The sequence below is a fragment of the Synechococcus sp. PCC 6717 genome (assembly GCF_022698185.1).
In the GTDB taxonomy this organism is placed as follows: Bacteria; Cyanobacteriota; Cyanobacteriia; order Thermosynechococcales; family Thermosynechococcaceae; genus Thermosynechococcus; species Thermosynechococcus lividus.
Window position 1 is genome coordinate 142715 of record NZ_JAKLTV010000002.1, and the last position, 16236, is coordinate 158950.

12 protein-coding genes and 1 pseudogene are annotated in these 16236 nt (G+C 52.5%); 7 read left to right on the top strand and 6 right to left on the bottom strand.

The annotated features are described in order from the left end of the window. Positions 1-81: 81 nt before the first annotated feature. Complete coding sequence (metK, locus tag L5470_RS03255) at positions 82-1335, top strand: methionine adenosyltransferase (RefSeq protein WP_338064284.1); 1254 nt, start codon at positions 82-84, stop codon at positions 1333-1335. A 61-nt stretch (positions 1336-1396) separates the two neighbouring features. Here metK and L5470_RS03260 read toward each other — a convergent pair whose 3' ends face one another. The 4 genes and pseudogenes from L5470_RS03260 to L5470_RS03275 all read right to left on the bottom strand — a co-directional run. Further along, positions 1397-2188 (bottom strand): transposase, encoded by a 792-nt coding sequence (locus L5470_RS03260; protein ID WP_499498126.1) that lies wholly within the window; start codon positions 2186-2188, stop codon positions 1397-1399. Between the two features lie 41 nt (positions 2189-2229). Next, the gene (locus L5470_RS03265; RefSeq protein WP_499498128.1) at positions 2230-4530 is read right to left on the bottom strand and encodes a UvrD-helicase domain-containing protein; all 2301 of its coding nucleotides are present in this window, start codon (positions 4528-4530) and stop codon (positions 2230-2232) included. Between the two features lie 18 nt (positions 4531-4548). Continuing rightward, positions 4549-5187, bottom strand: a complete 639-nt coding sequence (locus L5470_RS03270; protein ID WP_499498130.1) for a RibD family protein — start codon at positions 5185-5187, stop codon at positions 4549-4551. Between the two features lie 167 nt (positions 5188-5354). After that, positions 5355-5603, bottom strand: a pseudogene (locus L5470_RS03275) (DUF1830 domain-containing protein); the annotation flags it as partial. Between the two features lie 209 nt (positions 5604-5812). Here L5470_RS03275 and L5470_RS03280 point away from each other — a divergent pair. The 5 genes from L5470_RS03280 to L5470_RS03300 all read left to right on the top strand — a co-directional run bounded on the left by L5470_RS03280 (position 5813) and on the right by L5470_RS03300 (position 11201). Further along, a complete protein-coding gene (locus L5470_RS03280; RefSeq protein WP_499498132.1) occupies positions 5813-7387 on the top strand; it encodes a photosystem II high light acclimation radical SAM protein in 1575 nt (524 codons plus the stop codon). Positions 7388-7477: 90 nt separating this feature from the next. Further along, complete coding sequence (locus L5470_RS03285) at positions 7478-8491, top strand: type I glyceraldehyde-3-phosphate dehydrogenase (RefSeq protein WP_499498134.1); 1014 nt, start codon at positions 7478-7480, stop codon at positions 8489-8491. Positions 8492-8525: 34 nt separating this feature from the next. Then, positions 8526-9680, top strand: a complete 1155-nt coding sequence (locus L5470_RS03290) for a pyridoxal-phosphate-dependent aminotransferase family protein (protein WP_099799051.1) — start codon at positions 8526-8528, stop codon at positions 9678-9680. Between the two features lie 4 nt (positions 9681-9684). Then, positions 9685-10149, top strand: coding sequence for an MEKHLA domain-containing protein (locus L5470_RS03295; RefSeq protein ID WP_499498137.1), 465 nt, complete (start codon positions 9685-9687; stop codon positions 10147-10149). A gap of 41 nt (positions 10150-10190) precedes the next feature. Then, positions 10191-11201: a DUF389 domain-containing protein gene (locus L5470_RS03300; RefSeq protein WP_499498139.1), complete on the top strand. Its 1011-nt coding sequence runs from the start codon at positions 10191-10193 to the stop codon at positions 11199-11201. A gap of 562 nt (positions 11202-11763) precedes the next feature. Here L5470_RS03300 and L5470_RS03305 read toward each other — a convergent pair. Beyond that, the gene (locus L5470_RS03305) at positions 11764-13620 is read right to left on the bottom strand and encodes a serine/threonine phosphatase (RefSeq protein ID WP_499498141.1); all 1857 of its coding nucleotides are present in this window, start codon (positions 13618-13620) and stop codon (positions 11764-11766) included. Between the two features lie 246 nt (positions 13621-13866). Then, the gene (accD, locus tag L5470_RS03310; RefSeq protein ID WP_099798221.1) at positions 13867-14778 is read right to left on the bottom strand and encodes an acetyl-CoA carboxylase, carboxyltransferase subunit beta; all 912 of its coding nucleotides are present in this window, start codon (positions 14776-14778) and stop codon (positions 13867-13869) included. A gap of 326 nt (positions 14779-15104) precedes the next feature. On the opposite strand from accD, the gene rseP reads away from it, so the two are divergent. Further along, positions 15105-16211, top strand: coding sequence for an RIP metalloprotease RseP (rseP, locus tag L5470_RS03315; RefSeq protein ID WP_499498143.1), 1107 nt, complete (start codon positions 15105-15107; stop codon positions 16209-16211). Positions 16212-16236: the final 25 nt, after the last annotated feature.

The window sequence follows — 16236 nt, forward strand, 5'->3', positions numbered from 1 at the left end:
CTATCTCGCTATCCGTTGTGCTGACCCTACCCAGCGTTATTATTTCTGCAGACATCGCTTTCATGACGCAACAGGAGTGTGATTTTGCGGTACTTATTTAGTTCGGAATCGGTGACAGAGGGGCATCCTGACAAGATCTGCGATCAAATTGCTGACGCGATTCTAGATGCCCTCCTAACCCAAGACCCCCATAGTCGGGTTGCCGCCGAGGTGGTTGTCAATACCGGCTTAGTGCTGATTACGGGTGAAATTACCACCAAAGCACAGGTGGATTATGTCCACATTGCCCGCCAAAAGATTCAGGAAATTGGTTATACCGATGCTGAAAACGGCTTTGCAGCCAACAGTTGTGCCGTGCTGGTGGCCTTAGATGAGCAGTCGCCAGATATTGCCCGCGGTGTAGATACTGCCCAAGAAGCGCGCGAGCAACTCAGTGATGCAGAACTGGATCGCATTGGTGCTGGCGATCAGGGGATTATGTTTGGCTATGCCTGCAATGAAACCCCTGAGTATATGCCGCTGCCCATTAGCTTGGCGCATCGTATGGCACGGCGCTTGGCAGCCGTTCGCAAAACGGGGCAGCTTCCTTACCTGCGACCGGACGGCAAAACCCAAGTCACCGTCATTTATGAAAATGGCCAGCCCGTTGGCATTGATACAATTTTGATCTCCACCCAGCACGCCCCAACGGTGGCCGGTCTGACGGATGAAGCAGCTATCCAAGCCAAGATCAAAGCCGATCTATGGGACGCTGTGGTTCTACCAGTCTTTGCCGATTTGATGATTCAGCCGGATGAGGCAACGAAGTTTTGGGTGAACCCTACCGGCAAATTTGTCATTGGTGGCCCCCAAGGAGACTCAGGGCTGACCGGTCGCAAACTGGTGGTGGACACCTATGGTGGCTATGCTCGCCATGGCGGTGGTGCCTTTTCTGGTAAAGACCCGACAAAAGTAGATCGCAGCGCGGCCTATATGGCGCGGTACATTGCTAAGAATATTGTGGCGGCAGGGTTGGCACAAAAGTGTGAGCTACAAATTAGCTATGCCATCGGGGTGGCGCGGCCAATGAGTATTTTTGTCGATACCTTTGGCACCGGCACCATTGCCCCTGAGCAACTGCTGGAGCTAATTACTGCCCACTTTGACCTGCGCCCTGCAGCCATTATTCAAACCTTTGGGTTACGCCACCTACCGGGCGATCGCAACGGTTGTTTTTATCAACATGTTGCTGCCTACGGTCACTTTGGCCGCAACGATCTGGATCTGCCATGGGAAAGACTTGACAAAGTTCCCGCCCTGAAGGCAGCGGCAGCAGAGTTGCTCAGTACGGTTTAGCGTTTTCGGCAGTGTAGTTGGCGTGACACTCCCCGCTGTGGAACGGCGAGGCTTCTCTGAGTTAGGCTAGAGCAAAACCAATCTGCCCTAACTTGACCTTAGAAGGAGCTGCCACAGCCCCTCTACACACTCCACTCAAATCGATATTGAGCTTTGTGCTTACCTTTCTCATGATATTGCAGGCTCCATTACAGTCTGCATTGATGAGCCATCCTTGCGCAGTTCGGTACAGCCCTCTAAGAATTCGTTTTCCTGATGCCTTCCACCCTTCAGGTTTTTCGCCGAACGTAGGCAAGAAGTCATTATCAAAAAACGAGGCTTGAGACGTATACGATTCTTCGGTTTCGACTAATCGAATCCCGAAAATTAAACAAAGCTGCTCAATTCGTCCAAACAGCTTGTAGTGCGGAATTTGCACGAACTCCTGATTCGTTTTTGCACCAAAATTGATTTCATCTTTCTGCCCGTTGTTTCGACCGTAGATGATCGTATCGATGTCGTTTTCCAAGCAGAAGTTGACGACCCACCGTGCTGCTTTGTTGATGTAGTCTCGCACGTAGCAATTTCGCTTATGGGTATTAAGTTGGATTCGCTTCGAGGTCGCGCCCTTCATAGATGACTTGCCATGAGTCAGAATCGATTTGAATTTGGCAACCTGCTTATTGAACCATTGGTTTCGAGATTTCAACCCTCTACCATCTAGCACAAAGGCAAGTCCAGTATTTGTCACGCCGGTTAAGAGGTTATTCAGGCCTGGGTCAAGCGCTAAAACGTTCTCAGGACACAATTTGCAGCATTGAGCAGTCTTCAACGCCGACGTGGCCTCATCCAAAATCAAAATGCGCGCATTCAACAACACCGCCCGCGCGATCGCTCTACTTCCTGTCTAGCAAATTAACCAGAGCTGAGCCGTTCAAGGGGGGTAATCGTGGGGTCAACCACCTTTTGACCCCGTCCTGGAAAGCGAATTGCAAGAGACACCCTGCGACCCATGTTAAAAATATGACTGACTTCCCCGGTACCGTAAAGCGGATGAATAAGGCGATCGCCCACTCGCCATTGCTGGGAACGCTGGGAGGTGATTTTACCTAGGCGACGACGTAAGGCCGCCCCGGTAAGGAGTTCCGGCGGTAGTTCACTCAGGAACTGAGAGGGAATGGCATCCTCACTTCTGCCGTAGAGGCGACGGGTTTGGGCAAAAGTAAGGAAAAGTTGCTCTTGGGCGCGGGTAATCCCCACATAGCAGAGGCGACGCTCTTCTTCGAGGGTGAGGGGATCGTTGAGGCTACGGTAGTTAGGGAACAGCCCTTGCTCTAGTCCCACTAAAAACACAACCGGAAACTCTAACCCTTTGGCAGCATGCAACGTCATTAAGGAAACCACCCCAGAACCTTCGTCAACAGTATCGAGATCTGAGGCTAAGGCTGCACTGTTGAGAAACTCGCTCAGGGTTGCGCCATCGTTTTCTTCGCTGAACTGCTGTGCCGCGTTCACTAGCTCAGCTAAATTTTGCAAACGCTCAAGGCTTTCATCGGTGCCGTCATTCTCAAGTTCGCGGCGGTAGCCCGTCTCCTCGATGACGGCCTGAACCAAGTCCGGTAGGCTAATGTCATCCACAAGGGATTGTAATTTTTGCACTAAGTTAACGAACTGTTGCAGGGCACGACTGGCTCGCCCCGCCAAGGGGATCATTGACTCTGGATCGCAAATGAGTTGCCACAGGGGTAACCGTAGGGTTTGGGCTGCATTTCCTAGGCGATCAAGGGTTGTTTTGCCAATGCCGCGCTTGGGCACATTAATAATTCGCCGCAGGCTCACGCTATCGTGGGGGTTTTGCAGCAAGCGCAGGTAGGCCAAAAGATCCTTAATTTCTTTGCGATCGTAAAACTTTAAGCCGCCGACTACGGTGTAGGGAATATTAGCGCGGACAAGGGCATCCTCAAAGGGGCGGGATTGGGCATTAGTGCGGTACAAAATGGCAAAGCGCCCCCACGCTGGCTCGAGGCGATCGCCACTGAGGGCTTTAATTTTTTCGGCGACAAAATATGCTTCCTCGGTTTCCGTCGCAGTGCATTCACAGTGAATGGGGGTGCCCGCAGGTTTGGTGGGGCGTAGCACTTTATCAATCCGTTCGCTATTGTGCTCAATCAGGTAGTTGGCCGCCTCTAGGATATTGGCCACCGAGCGATAATTTTCCTCCAACTTAATCATGGTGCGGCTGTCATCGTCCGCCAAACCATCACCAAAATCCCGCTGGAAGTTCATCAAAATTGTGAAATCAGCACATCGGAACGAGTAAATGGACTGATCCACATCCCCCACCACAAAGATGGAGCGCTCCTGCCAGCCTTGGAACTGCTGGGGAGGGGTACCATTGGTGGCTAAAAGGCGAATGAGATCATACTGGGTTCGATTGGTATCTTGGTACTCATCCACTAAAATGTGCTGAAATTGCTGATGCCAGTGCTCTAAGACACGGGGTTGCTGCTGAAATAGATGCACCGTCAGCAAAATTAAATCGTCAAAATCTAAGGCATTGTTACGGGCAAGCGCCGCCTCGTAACGGCGATAGACTTCAGCTGCGGTGCGAGTTGCTGGCGATCGCGTCTCGTTCTCTAGTTGATCCGGCGTTAAGCCGCGGTTTTTGGCATTGCTAATTTTGTAGCGAATCCCCCGTGGATCGTTTTTGCGCTCGTCTAAATTTAACTCACTGATCACAATTTCCTTGATCAAACTTTGGACATCGGATTCATCGAAAATTGTGAAGTTGCGAGTCCAGCGGTAGCCTTGGGGATGCGTGTAGGTTTCCACGTCATGTCGCAGGAGGCGGGCACAAAGGCTATGGAAGGTGCCAATCCAAAGCGGTTTAGTATAGGTGTGATAGACCTGCGATCGCACCCGTTTTTGCTCTAGGGGCGACAGGTCAAGCCAATCTCGCTGGCACAACTGATAGGCCATCTGTTGGGCAAAAAGCTGCTCAAGCCGTTCCTTCATTTCCCGAGCAGCTTTATTTGTAAAGGTCACCGCAAGAATATTGGCAGGATCAACTTGATGCTGTTGAATTAAATGGGCAATGCGGTAGGTCAGCGTCCGGGTTTTGCCAGATCCTGCCCCCGCCACTACCAGCATTGGGCCGCAGTAGTGTTGTACCGCTCGTTTTTGGCAGGGGTTCAGACCGGCTAGGAAATCGCTCATGGGCTGCTGGGTTGTTGCTCAAGTCTCTATCATAGTTCCTTTGTCCTCGCCGTAGCCGAGGCGGTAGTGTAAATAAACCTCATCCCCGACGGGCACTGCACTCACCAAGGTCATGGTGGGAGATGTGCACTCCTTTAGCGGCATTAAGCTGGGGGCACTGGATCCAATCATTAGGGGGCAGACCGTCAGCCACAGTTCATCAATGGCTTGCACTTGCAGCAGAGACGCAAAGAGATGCCCTCCCCCGAGTACGGCTAGGCGCTGGATCCCCACCGTTGCAATTTGCCCTAAAACCCAAGACCAATCCCAGTGGGGGCGATCGGCACACCAACAGTAGTCAAAGGCACTAGACCCCTGCCAACGCGCTCGACCTGTTTCTGTTGTTACTAATGCCCGTGGAATCGGCTGCTGAAAGAAGGGGAGTGCTAAGTCGAGGTCACCACTGGCAGAGCAAACGATTTGCAGCGGTTGCGGCGGCTTACCCGCCCTGAGGCGTTGCTGAATTAAGCTGGGGGACTGTAAGCGCATGGCAGTTCCCCCCAAGCGCAGGGTGGTTGCCCCAAACAAGACCGCATCTGCTTGGGCAACGTGTTCTTCTAAGTGCTGAAAATCGTATGCTGACGCGATGCGATCGCCTTGGGCACTGGCTTTTGCCAACTTGCCATCCAAACTTACAGCAAGGATAGCTGTTGTCTGCGGTCGTTGTGGAGACGTAGTTTCGCGGCTCAATGGCTCATGACTTCTTGCGGTGATTCTTCATTGAGCAATTCTAGCCGTTGTTGCGTGACAGGATCACTCGGAAAAAAATTATCGTCTCCTTCCTGTACCAGCAACTCTGTACAGGGAATGGTATCTGAGAGAATCGCACTCGCCATCATGCCACAATGAACTTCAAGCTGTGCTGGACGGGGGCACTCAAATACAAGTCGTTGTCCCGGAAAAACAACCCGCTCAAAATACCAATTGGCAATATTTGTAATGCGCACCACCTGTATTTTGCTGGTGACGTTGGCATAACAGCAGAGGATGCGATCGCAATTATCGTGAGGGACGGGATCAAAGATTTGCGGCATACGACAATGATATTTTTTATAAAAGACTCTTTACCCTGATTAGCCTAACACTGGATTTTTGATACGGTTGTAAACTCAACTACAAGATTGCTAATTGATCCCCTGCCAATTTTTGGCTGATCCCCACAGCATCCCCCCTAGAATGTGCTACAACGTGAACAGATGTAACAGTCTTTTAAGAATTTATCGCACTCATAGATCTGTGCCCCATGACGCCCCGTGTCCTGTACGTTCGCCTGCCCTGCAACCCCATCTTCCCCATTGGGGTGGTTTATTTGGCCGACTATATCCATAAGCAACTGCCCCACCTTGAGCAGCGCATTTTTGACTTGGGCACAGTCCCCCCCTTAGACTTCCGGGCTGCCCTCAGCCGTTGTATTGATGAGTTTCGCCCCACCCATCTGGTATTTTCGTGGCGAGATATTCAAATCTACGCCCCTGTGGGGGGGCGCGGCGGTAATCCGCTGCAACATGCCTTTGAGGTCTATTACGCTCGCAATCCGTTTGTCAAACTGCGGGGGGCGATCGGTGGGCTACGGGTGATGAGTGCCTACTACGGCGAACTGTGGCGGAATCTAAGTTTAATTCGTTTGGGGTTGCACCATGCCAAGCGCTACCATCCTCAGATCACCACCATCGTGGGTGGTGGTGCAGTTAGCGTCTTTTACGAGCAACTGGGTTCCCAACTGCCCCGGGGCACCATTATTTCGGTGGGCGAAGGGGAAAGCCTACTGCATAAGGTGCTCACAGACCAATCGATTCAAGGGGAGCGCTGCTATATTGCTGGGGTGGAGACCCCCCGCGATCGCCTCATTCACGAATGGCCGACCCCCATTRAAAAAACCGCCTGTAACTACAGCTATATTGAGCAGATTTGGCCAGAATTTGAATACTACCTAGAGGGGGGCGACTTCTATATCGGTGTGCAGACCAAACGGGGCTGCCCCCACAACTGCTGTTACTGCGTCTATACCGTTGTTGAAGGTAAGCAGGTGCGCATTAACCCGGCGCAAGAGGTGGTTGCGGAGATGCGCCAGCTTTATGAGCGCGGGGTTCGCAACTTTTGGTTTACCGATGCCCAGTTTATTCCGGCGCGTAAGTTTATCCCTGACGCTATTGCCCTGCTGCGGGACATCTTGGCAGCGGGGATGACGGATATTCACTGGGCGGCCTATATCCGGGCGGACAACCTTACCCCCGAACTGTGTGACCTCATGGTCAAAACGGGGATGAACTATTTTGAAATTGGTATTACCAGCGGTTCCCAAGAATTAGTGCGGAAAATGCGCATGGGGTATAACCTGCGCACGGTGTTGCAGAACTGCCGTGATCTAAAAGCCGCAGGCTTTGCGGATCTGGTGTCGGTCAACTATTCCTTTAATGTCATTGATGAGCGCCCCGAGACCATTGCCCAAACCATTGCCTACCATCGTGAGCTGGAGCAGATTTTTGGTGCCGATAAGGTGGAACCCGCCATTTTCTTTATTGGCCTGCAACCCCACACGCACCTTGAAGAGTATGCCCTCAAGGCAGGCATTCTGCGCCCGGGCTATAACCCCATGAGCCTGATGCCGTGGACCGCTAAAAAGTTACTTTGGAACCCTGAACCCATGGGCAGCCTCTTTGGCGAAGTCTGTTTGGCGGCGTGGCGAGAGAACCCCAACGACTTTGGCCGCACAGTCATGGACTTACTGGAGCAACGGTTTGGCCGTGCTCCCCTTGCTGCGGCGCTGTCTGCCCCCCTTGAGGCAGAGGCTCCCCCGTTGGCGATCGCCCATCCGTAAAAAAAACGAAATAAAACGCCCATTCCCCCTTAGAATGTTTCCTAGATCATTTCTGGCAACAATGAGTTAGTAAATAGAGGAAGGGATCAGGTGGTTAGAGTCGCTATCAATGGTTTTGGGCGCATCGGTCGGAACTTCATGCGTTGCTGGTTACAGCGGAAAGCCAATAGCAAGCTAGATATTGTTGGCATCAACGATACCTCCGATCCCCGCACCAATGCCCATTTATTAAAGTATGACTCGATGCTAGGCATTTTCCACGATGCCGAAATCAGCGCGGACGACGACTGCATCTATGCCGACGGTCAAGCGGTGAAGTGCGTTTCTGACCGCAATCCTGAAAATTTGCCTTGGAGCGCGTGGGATATTGACCTCGTCATTGAAGCAACGGGAGTCTTCACCAGCCGTGATGGTGCCAGCAAGCACATTAGTGCTGGGGCAAAAAAAGTCTTAATCACTGCGCCGGGTAAGGGCAACGTGCCCACCTACGTGGTTGGGGTCAATCATCACACCTACGATCCCAGTGAAACCGTGGTGAGTAATGCCAGTTGTACAACCAACTGTTTAGCTCCCATTGTCAAAGTGCTGCATGAGCATTTTGGTATTCAGCAGGGGATGATGACCACTACCCACAGCTACACCGGTGACCAGCGGCTGCTCGATGCCAGCCACCGGGATCTGCGGCGGGCACGAGCGGCGGCAATGAATATTGTGCCGACCTCCACTGGTGCTGCCAAAGCGGTTGGATTAGTTATTCCAGAACTGCAAGGGAAGCTCAACGGTATTGCCTTGCGGGTGCCAACACCGAACGTGTCTGTGGTGGACTTTGTGGCACAAGTCGAAAAACCGACCATTGCTGAGCAAGTCAACCAAGTCCTCAAAGAAGCCTCGGAAACCACCATGAAGGGGATTATCCACTACAGTGACTTAGAGTTGGTCTCTTCTGACTATCGGGGGCACTCGGCCTCTTCAATTTTGGATGCATCCCTTACCATGGTGCTGGGGGGTAACCTCATCAAGGTAGTGGCTTGGTACGACAATGAGTGGGGCTATAGCCAGCGGGTCTTAGACCTTGCGGAGCACATGGCTGCCCACTGGCGCTAACAATGTAATCCTGTTCACTGGTTCGCAACTCAACATGCAAGATAAAGCAATGTTAATGATTCCGGGGCCGACTCCTGTGCCGGAATCGGTTCTTTTGTCCCTTGGTAAGCACCCCATCGGTCATCGCAGCGGTGAGTTTAGCCAAATCATGGCGGCGGTGACGGCTGGGTTAAAGTGGCTGCACCAAACTCAAAATGAGGTGCTTATTCTAGCGGCTAGCGGCACTGGGGCAATGGAGGCGGGAATCATTAATTTCCTCAGTGCTGGCGATCGCGTTGTTGTCGGATGCAACGGTAAGTTTGGCGATCGCTGGGGGGAGGTGTGTGATGCCTACGGCTTAACCACTGAGCGCATTAGTGCCCCGTGGGGGCAGCCCCTGAACCCCGATGACTTCAAGGCTGTGCTTGAGGCGGACACCGCCAAAACCATCAAAGCGGTGATTGTCACCCACAGTGAGACCTCTACTGGGGTAATCAACGATCTTGAGGCTATTAACCGCCATGTAAAAGCCCATGGCCAAGCGCTGATCATTGTTGACGCCGTAACCAGCTTGGGAGCCGTGAGCGTCCCCATTGATGAATGGGGGTTAGATGTCGTTGGCTCTGGGTCGCAGAAGGGCTACATGATTCCGCCGGGGCTGGCGTTTGTGAGTGTCAGCCCGAAGGCGTGGGAGGCATACAAAACAGCAACCTTGCCAAAGTTTTACCTAGATTTGGGCAAGTATCGCAAAGATGCAGCAAAGCACACGACTCCCTTCACGCCTCCTGTCAACCTCTTTTTTGCCCTAAAGACAGCTCTAGAAATGATGCAAGCGGAAGGGTTAGAAGCCATCTTTCAACGTCATCAGCGGTTAATGCAGGCTACTCGAGCGGCAATGAAGGCCTTAAACTTGCCCCTTTACGCTGCCGATAGCTGTGCTAGCCCTGCTATTACGGCGGTTGCCCCCCAAGGCGTTGAGGCCGAAAACATTCGCAGCCTTATGAAAAAACGCTTTGATATTGCCCTCGCAGGCGGACAGGATCACCTCAAGGGGCAAATTTTCCGGATTGGCCACTTGGGGTTTGTGGGCGATCGCGACATTCTGGCAGCGGTGAGTGCCCTCGAAGCAGTGCTCGCAGAGTTAGGCTACACTAACTTTACCCCTGGGGCTGGGGTGGCTGCCGCTAGCCGTGTGTTGAGCACCGCCTAAGTCAATGGAACCGTGGTTCGAGGCGGCGGCTGTACGGCATGCACGGCGCTTGTGCGCTAGCTTTCAGCATTGGACGGGGCGATCGCTCCTGCCTCAGACCCCCCAAAATGATCTTGACCTCGCCTATGAGTTGTTCCACTGGTCATATCCCGTGCTCTCCCACGGGAATCAAGCGGATCCTATCCTCAACTACGGTAACCAAGCGGCCTTAACCCTGTGGGAACTGTCATGGTCAGAGTTAGTGCAAATGCCCTCGCGACTCACGGCAGAACCCATGGCGCAAGCGGCGCGGGCGGCTCTACTCGCTCAAGCCGCAGCCCAAGGCTACGCCAACAACTACAGCGGTATCCGTATCTCCCGCTCCGGTCGGCGCTTTCAGATCAAGAATGCGTGGATTTGGAACATTATTGACGAAACAGGTCAGCCGATTGGGCAGGCAGCAACCTTCAACCAGTGGCACATCCTGTAACATTGATCTATTTCACTGCTAAGGTGGGGAGACTGGTGGCCATGAAAGAGCGATTGACCCATTGGTTTCATCAGGTACAAGCCTTCCGCTACACCCGTCGTACCGATGAAAGCCTCAATTTCTTAGTACAGCAGTTGTATGGCGAATCCCATATCAATGTTCCCTATTTGGTGCTAATTGTTAGCTCCTGCACGATCGCCACCTTTGGTCTGCTCTCTAATAGTGCGGCGGTGATTATTKGAGCCATGGTCATTGCACCACTCATGCTGCCCATTCGCGGCGTAGCCCTAGCGGCTCTCATGGGCGACATTAAAATGTTTCGCGAAGCCACCCTCGCACTGGCCGTTGGCACTTTTATCGCTATTGGTATGTCATGGCTCATCGGTCTGGCTGTAGGGCTAGAAATCTATGGCAGTGAAATTATGGCGCGATCGCAGCCCAATTTGCTGGACTTGGGAATTGCCGTTTCTGCCGGAGCCGTCAGTGCCTATGCCATTGCCGAACCGCAAGTCTCAAATACCTTGGCCGGAACCGCGATCGCCGTTGCCCTCATGCCCCCCGTCTGTACCATTGGCCTAGGCTTAGCCCAACTCAACACCAGTCTGAGCATTGGCGCAACCCTGTTGTACCTCACCAACCTCCTAGGCATCACCCTAGCCTGTATGGTGGTTTTTGTCATTGTTGGCTATATTCCTCTCCATCAAGGTCGGCGTGCACTGGCCATCGCCTTTGCCCTTACAGGATTGTTAGTCATTCCCTTGGCTGTGAGCTTTAGTCGGTTATTGCAACAGGTGCGCCTACAACAGCAGGTACGACAAGTGTTAGTCGGGGGAACCATTACCTTTCGCACCCTCGACCTTCTCAGTATGGACACAAGTTGGGTGAGCGATCCTCCCGTTATTCGCGTAAATGTACGTGCCCGTGAGCCAGTTACCCCCACCCAAGTTGCCTTGATGGAGGACTTTATCGAGCGGCGCATGAATCAACGATTTCGCTTAATTCTTCAAGTCTCCAATGTTGAAGAAATTCAAGCAGAGCCTTCCCAGCCCTAAAGACGTCAAGGAACGTCGCACCGCGAATCAACTTGACCTTTAGGATCATCAAGACGTTCCTCAATTAAGGAGTTCAGTGGCGATCGTTAGTAAGCCAAGTTTGAAAGCATTAGAGAATGAATACTCCTCCACCTGCTACGCGAGGTGGCGGTGTCTTAATTAGAAGGATTTATTCAATCAGCAATGCTGACAAGTTGACTGGATGAAAGAGGCATCCTCCGCCTTTAGGCAGGGGGAGGATGTCAGAACCACAAAAAAGGGAACCCGATGATGAGTTCCCTGCATGCATTACGATTGAGCGAAGGATTGACACTCCCACCACCTAAAGGTGGGGGATTCTTACGTAGTCCACAAACGAACTCGTAAAGGCGTGAGCAAACCGCCCCTACACAGTTCCTTGAGGCAAAGCCCCAAAGTTCTGCTTACTTGTAACAACTGTCGCCGATTGGGTTTTTCACCAAGGATGGCGATTAAGTATAGATTAGCACAGAGCAACTAAAGTTGCTAGGTAGCTTTTCCTCCCCGTACTTTAGTACGGGGCTACCAAGCTATCCCTCTGTGTTTAGAAGAGGCAGCTTAAGGCAGAACGCAGTTTGAAGCGCAAGGCGATCGCCGTCAGGTTATCGTGGCCGTTGACTTCGTTGCCCATCTCAATGAGTTTATGGAGGGTTTGGCTGAGGGGCACGCTAAAGTCTAGCATGGGCAGGATATGGCTAATGATATGGGTTTCGAGGCAGCGATTATCCGAGAGACCATCGGAGCACAATAAAACTAAGGTATCTTCATCAATGGTAATATCCATAACCTCAGGGGCAACGGATTGATTATTGCGTGGGCCAAGGGCTTGGGTCAGCTGGTAGGCATCGGGGCGAGCGTAGGCAATCTCTGGCTCTACGCCCTGCTGAATGAGGCGCTGACCCACTTCATGATCAACGGTGAGCTGCTCTAAGCCTTGGCGTTTGGTAAAGCGATAGATACGGCTATCGCCCACATACCCTAAGCGCAGATGATAGTTATCCACCAGCGCCATAACCAGTGTGGTTCCCATGCGGCCACTGCCGGTTTTTGCCTTTTGCTCGTTGGTTTCAAAAATGGCTTCATTTGCACGATAAATAGCCTTTCGCACCTCGTCGGCGCTGGGTAGGTCTCCCTGCCATGGCCACGTTTCTTCAAAATAGTCATACACCGTTTTAGCTGCAAGGGAGCTAGCAACTTCCCCTTCGGCGTGCCCCCCCATACCATCACACAGGATAAATACGCCTTGCATATTTAATTGCTGGCCGTTGGGGGTGACCCGCAACTGCTGGCGGTGATTCATTAAATACACGTCTTCATTATGGTGGCGATCACGTCCGGTATCGGTTTGGGCCGCAACCTCTACTTGAACCAGTTGGCGGGGTAGCAGTGCCGTGGGCGCATCATCAATGGCGGTATGGTCGTTATCATCTGGCAAGGGCAGTTTAGGGAGCGCAGCAATCAAATCATCCGTGCTCTCACCCGCCTCATCCGCTTCATTAAGCACTAACAGGGGTTCGGTGCGCAGCGTTTCTGCTAATGAGTCTAGGAGCATTTGTATCTCCCTGATGGTTTCAATGGGAGCGGTACTCAGGGATACCAACAACGGCATGAAGACCGACTGCCGGCGCACTGAGGTGTTTTCAAACAGTTGCTGCCAGATAGTGACAAGGGTTGGCCGTTGAGCAAGAGGGCGAAAGCTCTCGACAAGGGGAGGCGTGAAGTCAAGCTGGTGTAACCGTAGGCTTTGATCAGGGTTGACGGCCAAGTTTTTAATTGTTAAAAGCGAAAAATGACTATGCCATGGCTCTAGCAGTTGCCAGAGGCTAAGCATGTCTTCAAGATAGGCAAAAATACGCTCGTCGGGGATGCTGTCGTCTTCCCATACATCTTTGAGGGGGCGGGCGGCGTGGTTGTAGTCCAGAATAACACCGTGGCATTGATGCGCCGGGAAATTAGCTGTTGCAACGGTATCTAGCCAAGCATCATGAATGGCTGGCACTGACTCAGGGCAGGCAAGATTGAGCACTAAGTAGGCGATCGCCACCCCACTGAGACCGGGGTAGGCGGCCTGTAGCTGGGCAATAACACGCTCCGGCTGCGCTAGATCGAGTCCATCGGCCCACAGATGGGGCGAGGCGTGTAACTCAGCCAGCAGGGTGCTCTCATGGGGTTGCAAATCCTGCACGAGTTGCGGCAAATCGTAGGCATAACGACTGTTCCACCGCTGGTAGCGATGCTGGGGGTCAAAATAAGCCGCAGCGTTCGGTGGGTTGGTATCCTGCTCAAAGACTGTGCCCTCCACCTCCGGAGTGGCAACTGCCAAAATTGGATGGTCATTGTAAGCCGGATAGAGAACACCCCACCAGAGCTTGAGGTCTTTATCGGTTTCAGTGGTGTGCATTACAGACTGTAGAGCAGGAGGGACAGTGTGGGTACTCCTGAGGGCAGATGATTGAGCAATAGCGCTCAGGAGTAAGCCTATTGTATAGCGATCGCCCTCGAAGCATCACAGTTTAGCCAGTACGCTCTAGGAGAGCTGCCACTGCCCTAGTCCTCAGAGACTCTAATTAACCGACTCCCGTCCCTCAACCTTGGTGAGGAAACACAACTCGGTTAGAGTGCAGGGCTGATCTACCCCCAAATCCCCTCAGCTAAGGGAAAATGAGGTTGCCAAAAAACTTGACGGCACAGGGGTTGGTGTGGTGGGTTGATGCAGGCGGATGAGCTGCGCTAAGGTCTCTTTTAGCTCGGTGCGGGGCACAATCGCATCCACAAAGCCACACTTTTGCACGAATTCTGCCGTTTGGAAGTCATCGGGTAATTTCTCCCGCAGAGTTTGTTCAATGACGCGCCGTCCAGCAAAGGCAATGGTGGCTTTTGGCTCAGCTAGGATAATATCCCCCAGCATGGCAAAGCTAGCGGTGACCCCCCCAGCGGTTGGATGGGTTAACACTGGAATGTAAAGTAAGCCAGCGGCGCGATGGCGCTCGAGAGCAGCGGCGGTTTTGGCCATTTGCACAAGGCTGAGCATGCCTTCCTGCATCCGCGCTCCCCCGGATGCACAGATGAGCACGAGAGGAATGTGCTCCCACGTGGCTCGCTCAATCAGGCGGGTGATTTTTTCCCCCACTACGCTACCCATGCTGCCACCCATAAAGGCAAAATCCATGACCCCAAGAGCCACAGGTAGGCCGTTGAGCTGCCCTAACCCGGTTTGCACCGCATCCTTCAGACCGGTTTTTTCTTGGTATTCTCGCAGGCGATCGCTATAGGGCTTGCGATCTTTGAACTGGAGGGGATCACAACTCACCAACTGCTCATCGAGGGGTCGCCACGTTTGAGCATCAATCAGTTGTTGGATGCGCTCGTGGCTGCTAACCCGGTGATGATGACCACACTCAGGACAAACTAACTGATGGCTATGGAGGTCTTTGCTATAGATCATCACCCCGCAGGCTTCGCACTTTGTCCACAGGCCATCGGCAATTTCTCGTTCTTGGTGCATGGGGGTAAGGGCAGTTTCTTTACGGCGATTTGCAAACCAGTCAAATAACGACATTGTTGAAAATTCCCTCTAAGCTTAACGTCAGATTGTTTAATCGATGCCTCTTCCAGCACGAAACCAAGGCTCGAGAAGGCGTAACCCTAGCACTCTTAGTTGATTTCTGCACTGAAACAGGCCATAAGGCGTGTGTATTAAGTGTCCTCAAGGGGCAACAGCTAAGAATAATTACTTATCATCCCACTTTGTTGCATTTTTGCAATATATCGTACAAACTGAGAAAATTATGCATAGCAGGGGTAAATACCCACGGCACACGGGGGGCACAAGTGCCACAATGGGAAAGAAGCGTACCTGTCAAAGCGTAGCATTGGGTTCAGTCCATGTCGATGGTTGCAGTAGCGGTGGCGATCGCCATCCTCGGAATCTTAATTTTCGTTCATGAGTTGGGGCATTTTCTAGCAGCCCGCAGCCAAGGAATTTACGTCAATCGCTTTTCCATTGGCTTTGGCCCCATCCTCTGGAAGTACCAAGGGGCGCAAACAGAGTACGCCCTGCGACTCATTCCTTTGGGGGGGTATGTGGGGTTTCCTGACGACGATCCCAACAGTGCCGTTCCCGCCAGCGACCCTAACCTTCTCAGTAACCGACCCATTCTGGATCGAGCCATTGTCATCAGCGCGGGGGTGATTGCTAACCTTCTGTTTGCCTATCTGCTATTCCTCGTTCAGATGGGGGTGCTTGGGGTCAGCCATGCCACCTACTACGATGGAGTGTTAGTTCCTGCCCTTGTGCCTGAAAGTAGTTTGGTGGCCACCAAGGCAGGCATTCAGCCCGGCGATCTGATCATTTCGGTGGAGGGAAAACCCTTAACCGCCAGTGCCAGTAGCCTGCCCACTCTGATGAAAGCTATTCAGCAGCACCCGAACCAACCCCTCACCCTTGAGATTCAGCGCCAAGGAACGGTTCAGCAAGTCACTCTAATTCCTGAAGTTAACAGCGACGGCCAAGCCCGTATTGGGGTACAACTTGCTCCCCATGTTGAGGTGCGTCGAGAGCGAACATGGAACCCTATCACTTTGGCCACCGCCGCCGCCGCAGAATTCCAAAACGTTATTCTCCTCACCTTCGATGGGTTTCGTGAACTGTTTCAGAACTTTGATCAAGCAGCGCAGCAGGTGTCTGGGCCAGTGGCGATCGTGGCGATGGGGGCTGACATTGCCCGCTCCAATGCCGAGCAGTTGTTTACCTTTACCGCGCTGATCAGCATTAACCTTGCCATTATTAACATCTTGCCCCTACCGGCTCTGGATGGTGGCCAACTGTTATTTTTACTCATCGAAGCCCTGCGCGGTCGGCCGTTGCCCAATCGCATTCAGGAAGGGGTGATGCAAACTGGCCTGGTCTTACTGCTGGGGCTAGGGATGGTACTGATTGTCCGTGATACGGTGAACCTGACCGGACTAGCTTGGGTACAGCAACTCTTTTAGTGATTATTAGTTGATTAGTGATGAA

Excerpts from the sequence above, each read along its gene's own strand:
- L5470_RS03265 (WP_499498128.1), bottom strand. The coding sequence starts at position 4,530 with ATGAGCGATTTCCTAGCCGGTCTGAACCCCTGCCAAAAACGAGCGGTA.
- L5470_RS03290 (WP_099799051.1), top strand. The coding sequence starts at position 8,526 with ATGCAAGATAAAGCAATGTTAATGATTCCGGGGCCGACTCCTGTGCCG.
- L5470_RS03295 (WP_499498137.1), top strand. The coding sequence starts at position 9,685 with ATGGAACCGTGGTTCGAGGCGGCGGCTGTACGGCATGCACGGCGCTTG.
- L5470_RS03305 (WP_499498141.1), bottom strand. The coding sequence starts at position 13,620 with ATGCACACCACTGAAACCGATAAAGACCTCAAGCTCTGGTGGGGTGTT.
- accD (WP_099798221.1), bottom strand. The coding sequence starts at position 14,778 with ATGTCGTTATTTGACTGGTTTGCAAATCGCCGTAAAGAAACTGCCCTT.
- rseP (WP_499498143.1), top strand. The coding sequence starts at position 15,105 with ATGTCGATGGTTGCAGTAGCGGTGGCGATCGCCATCCTCGGAATCTTA.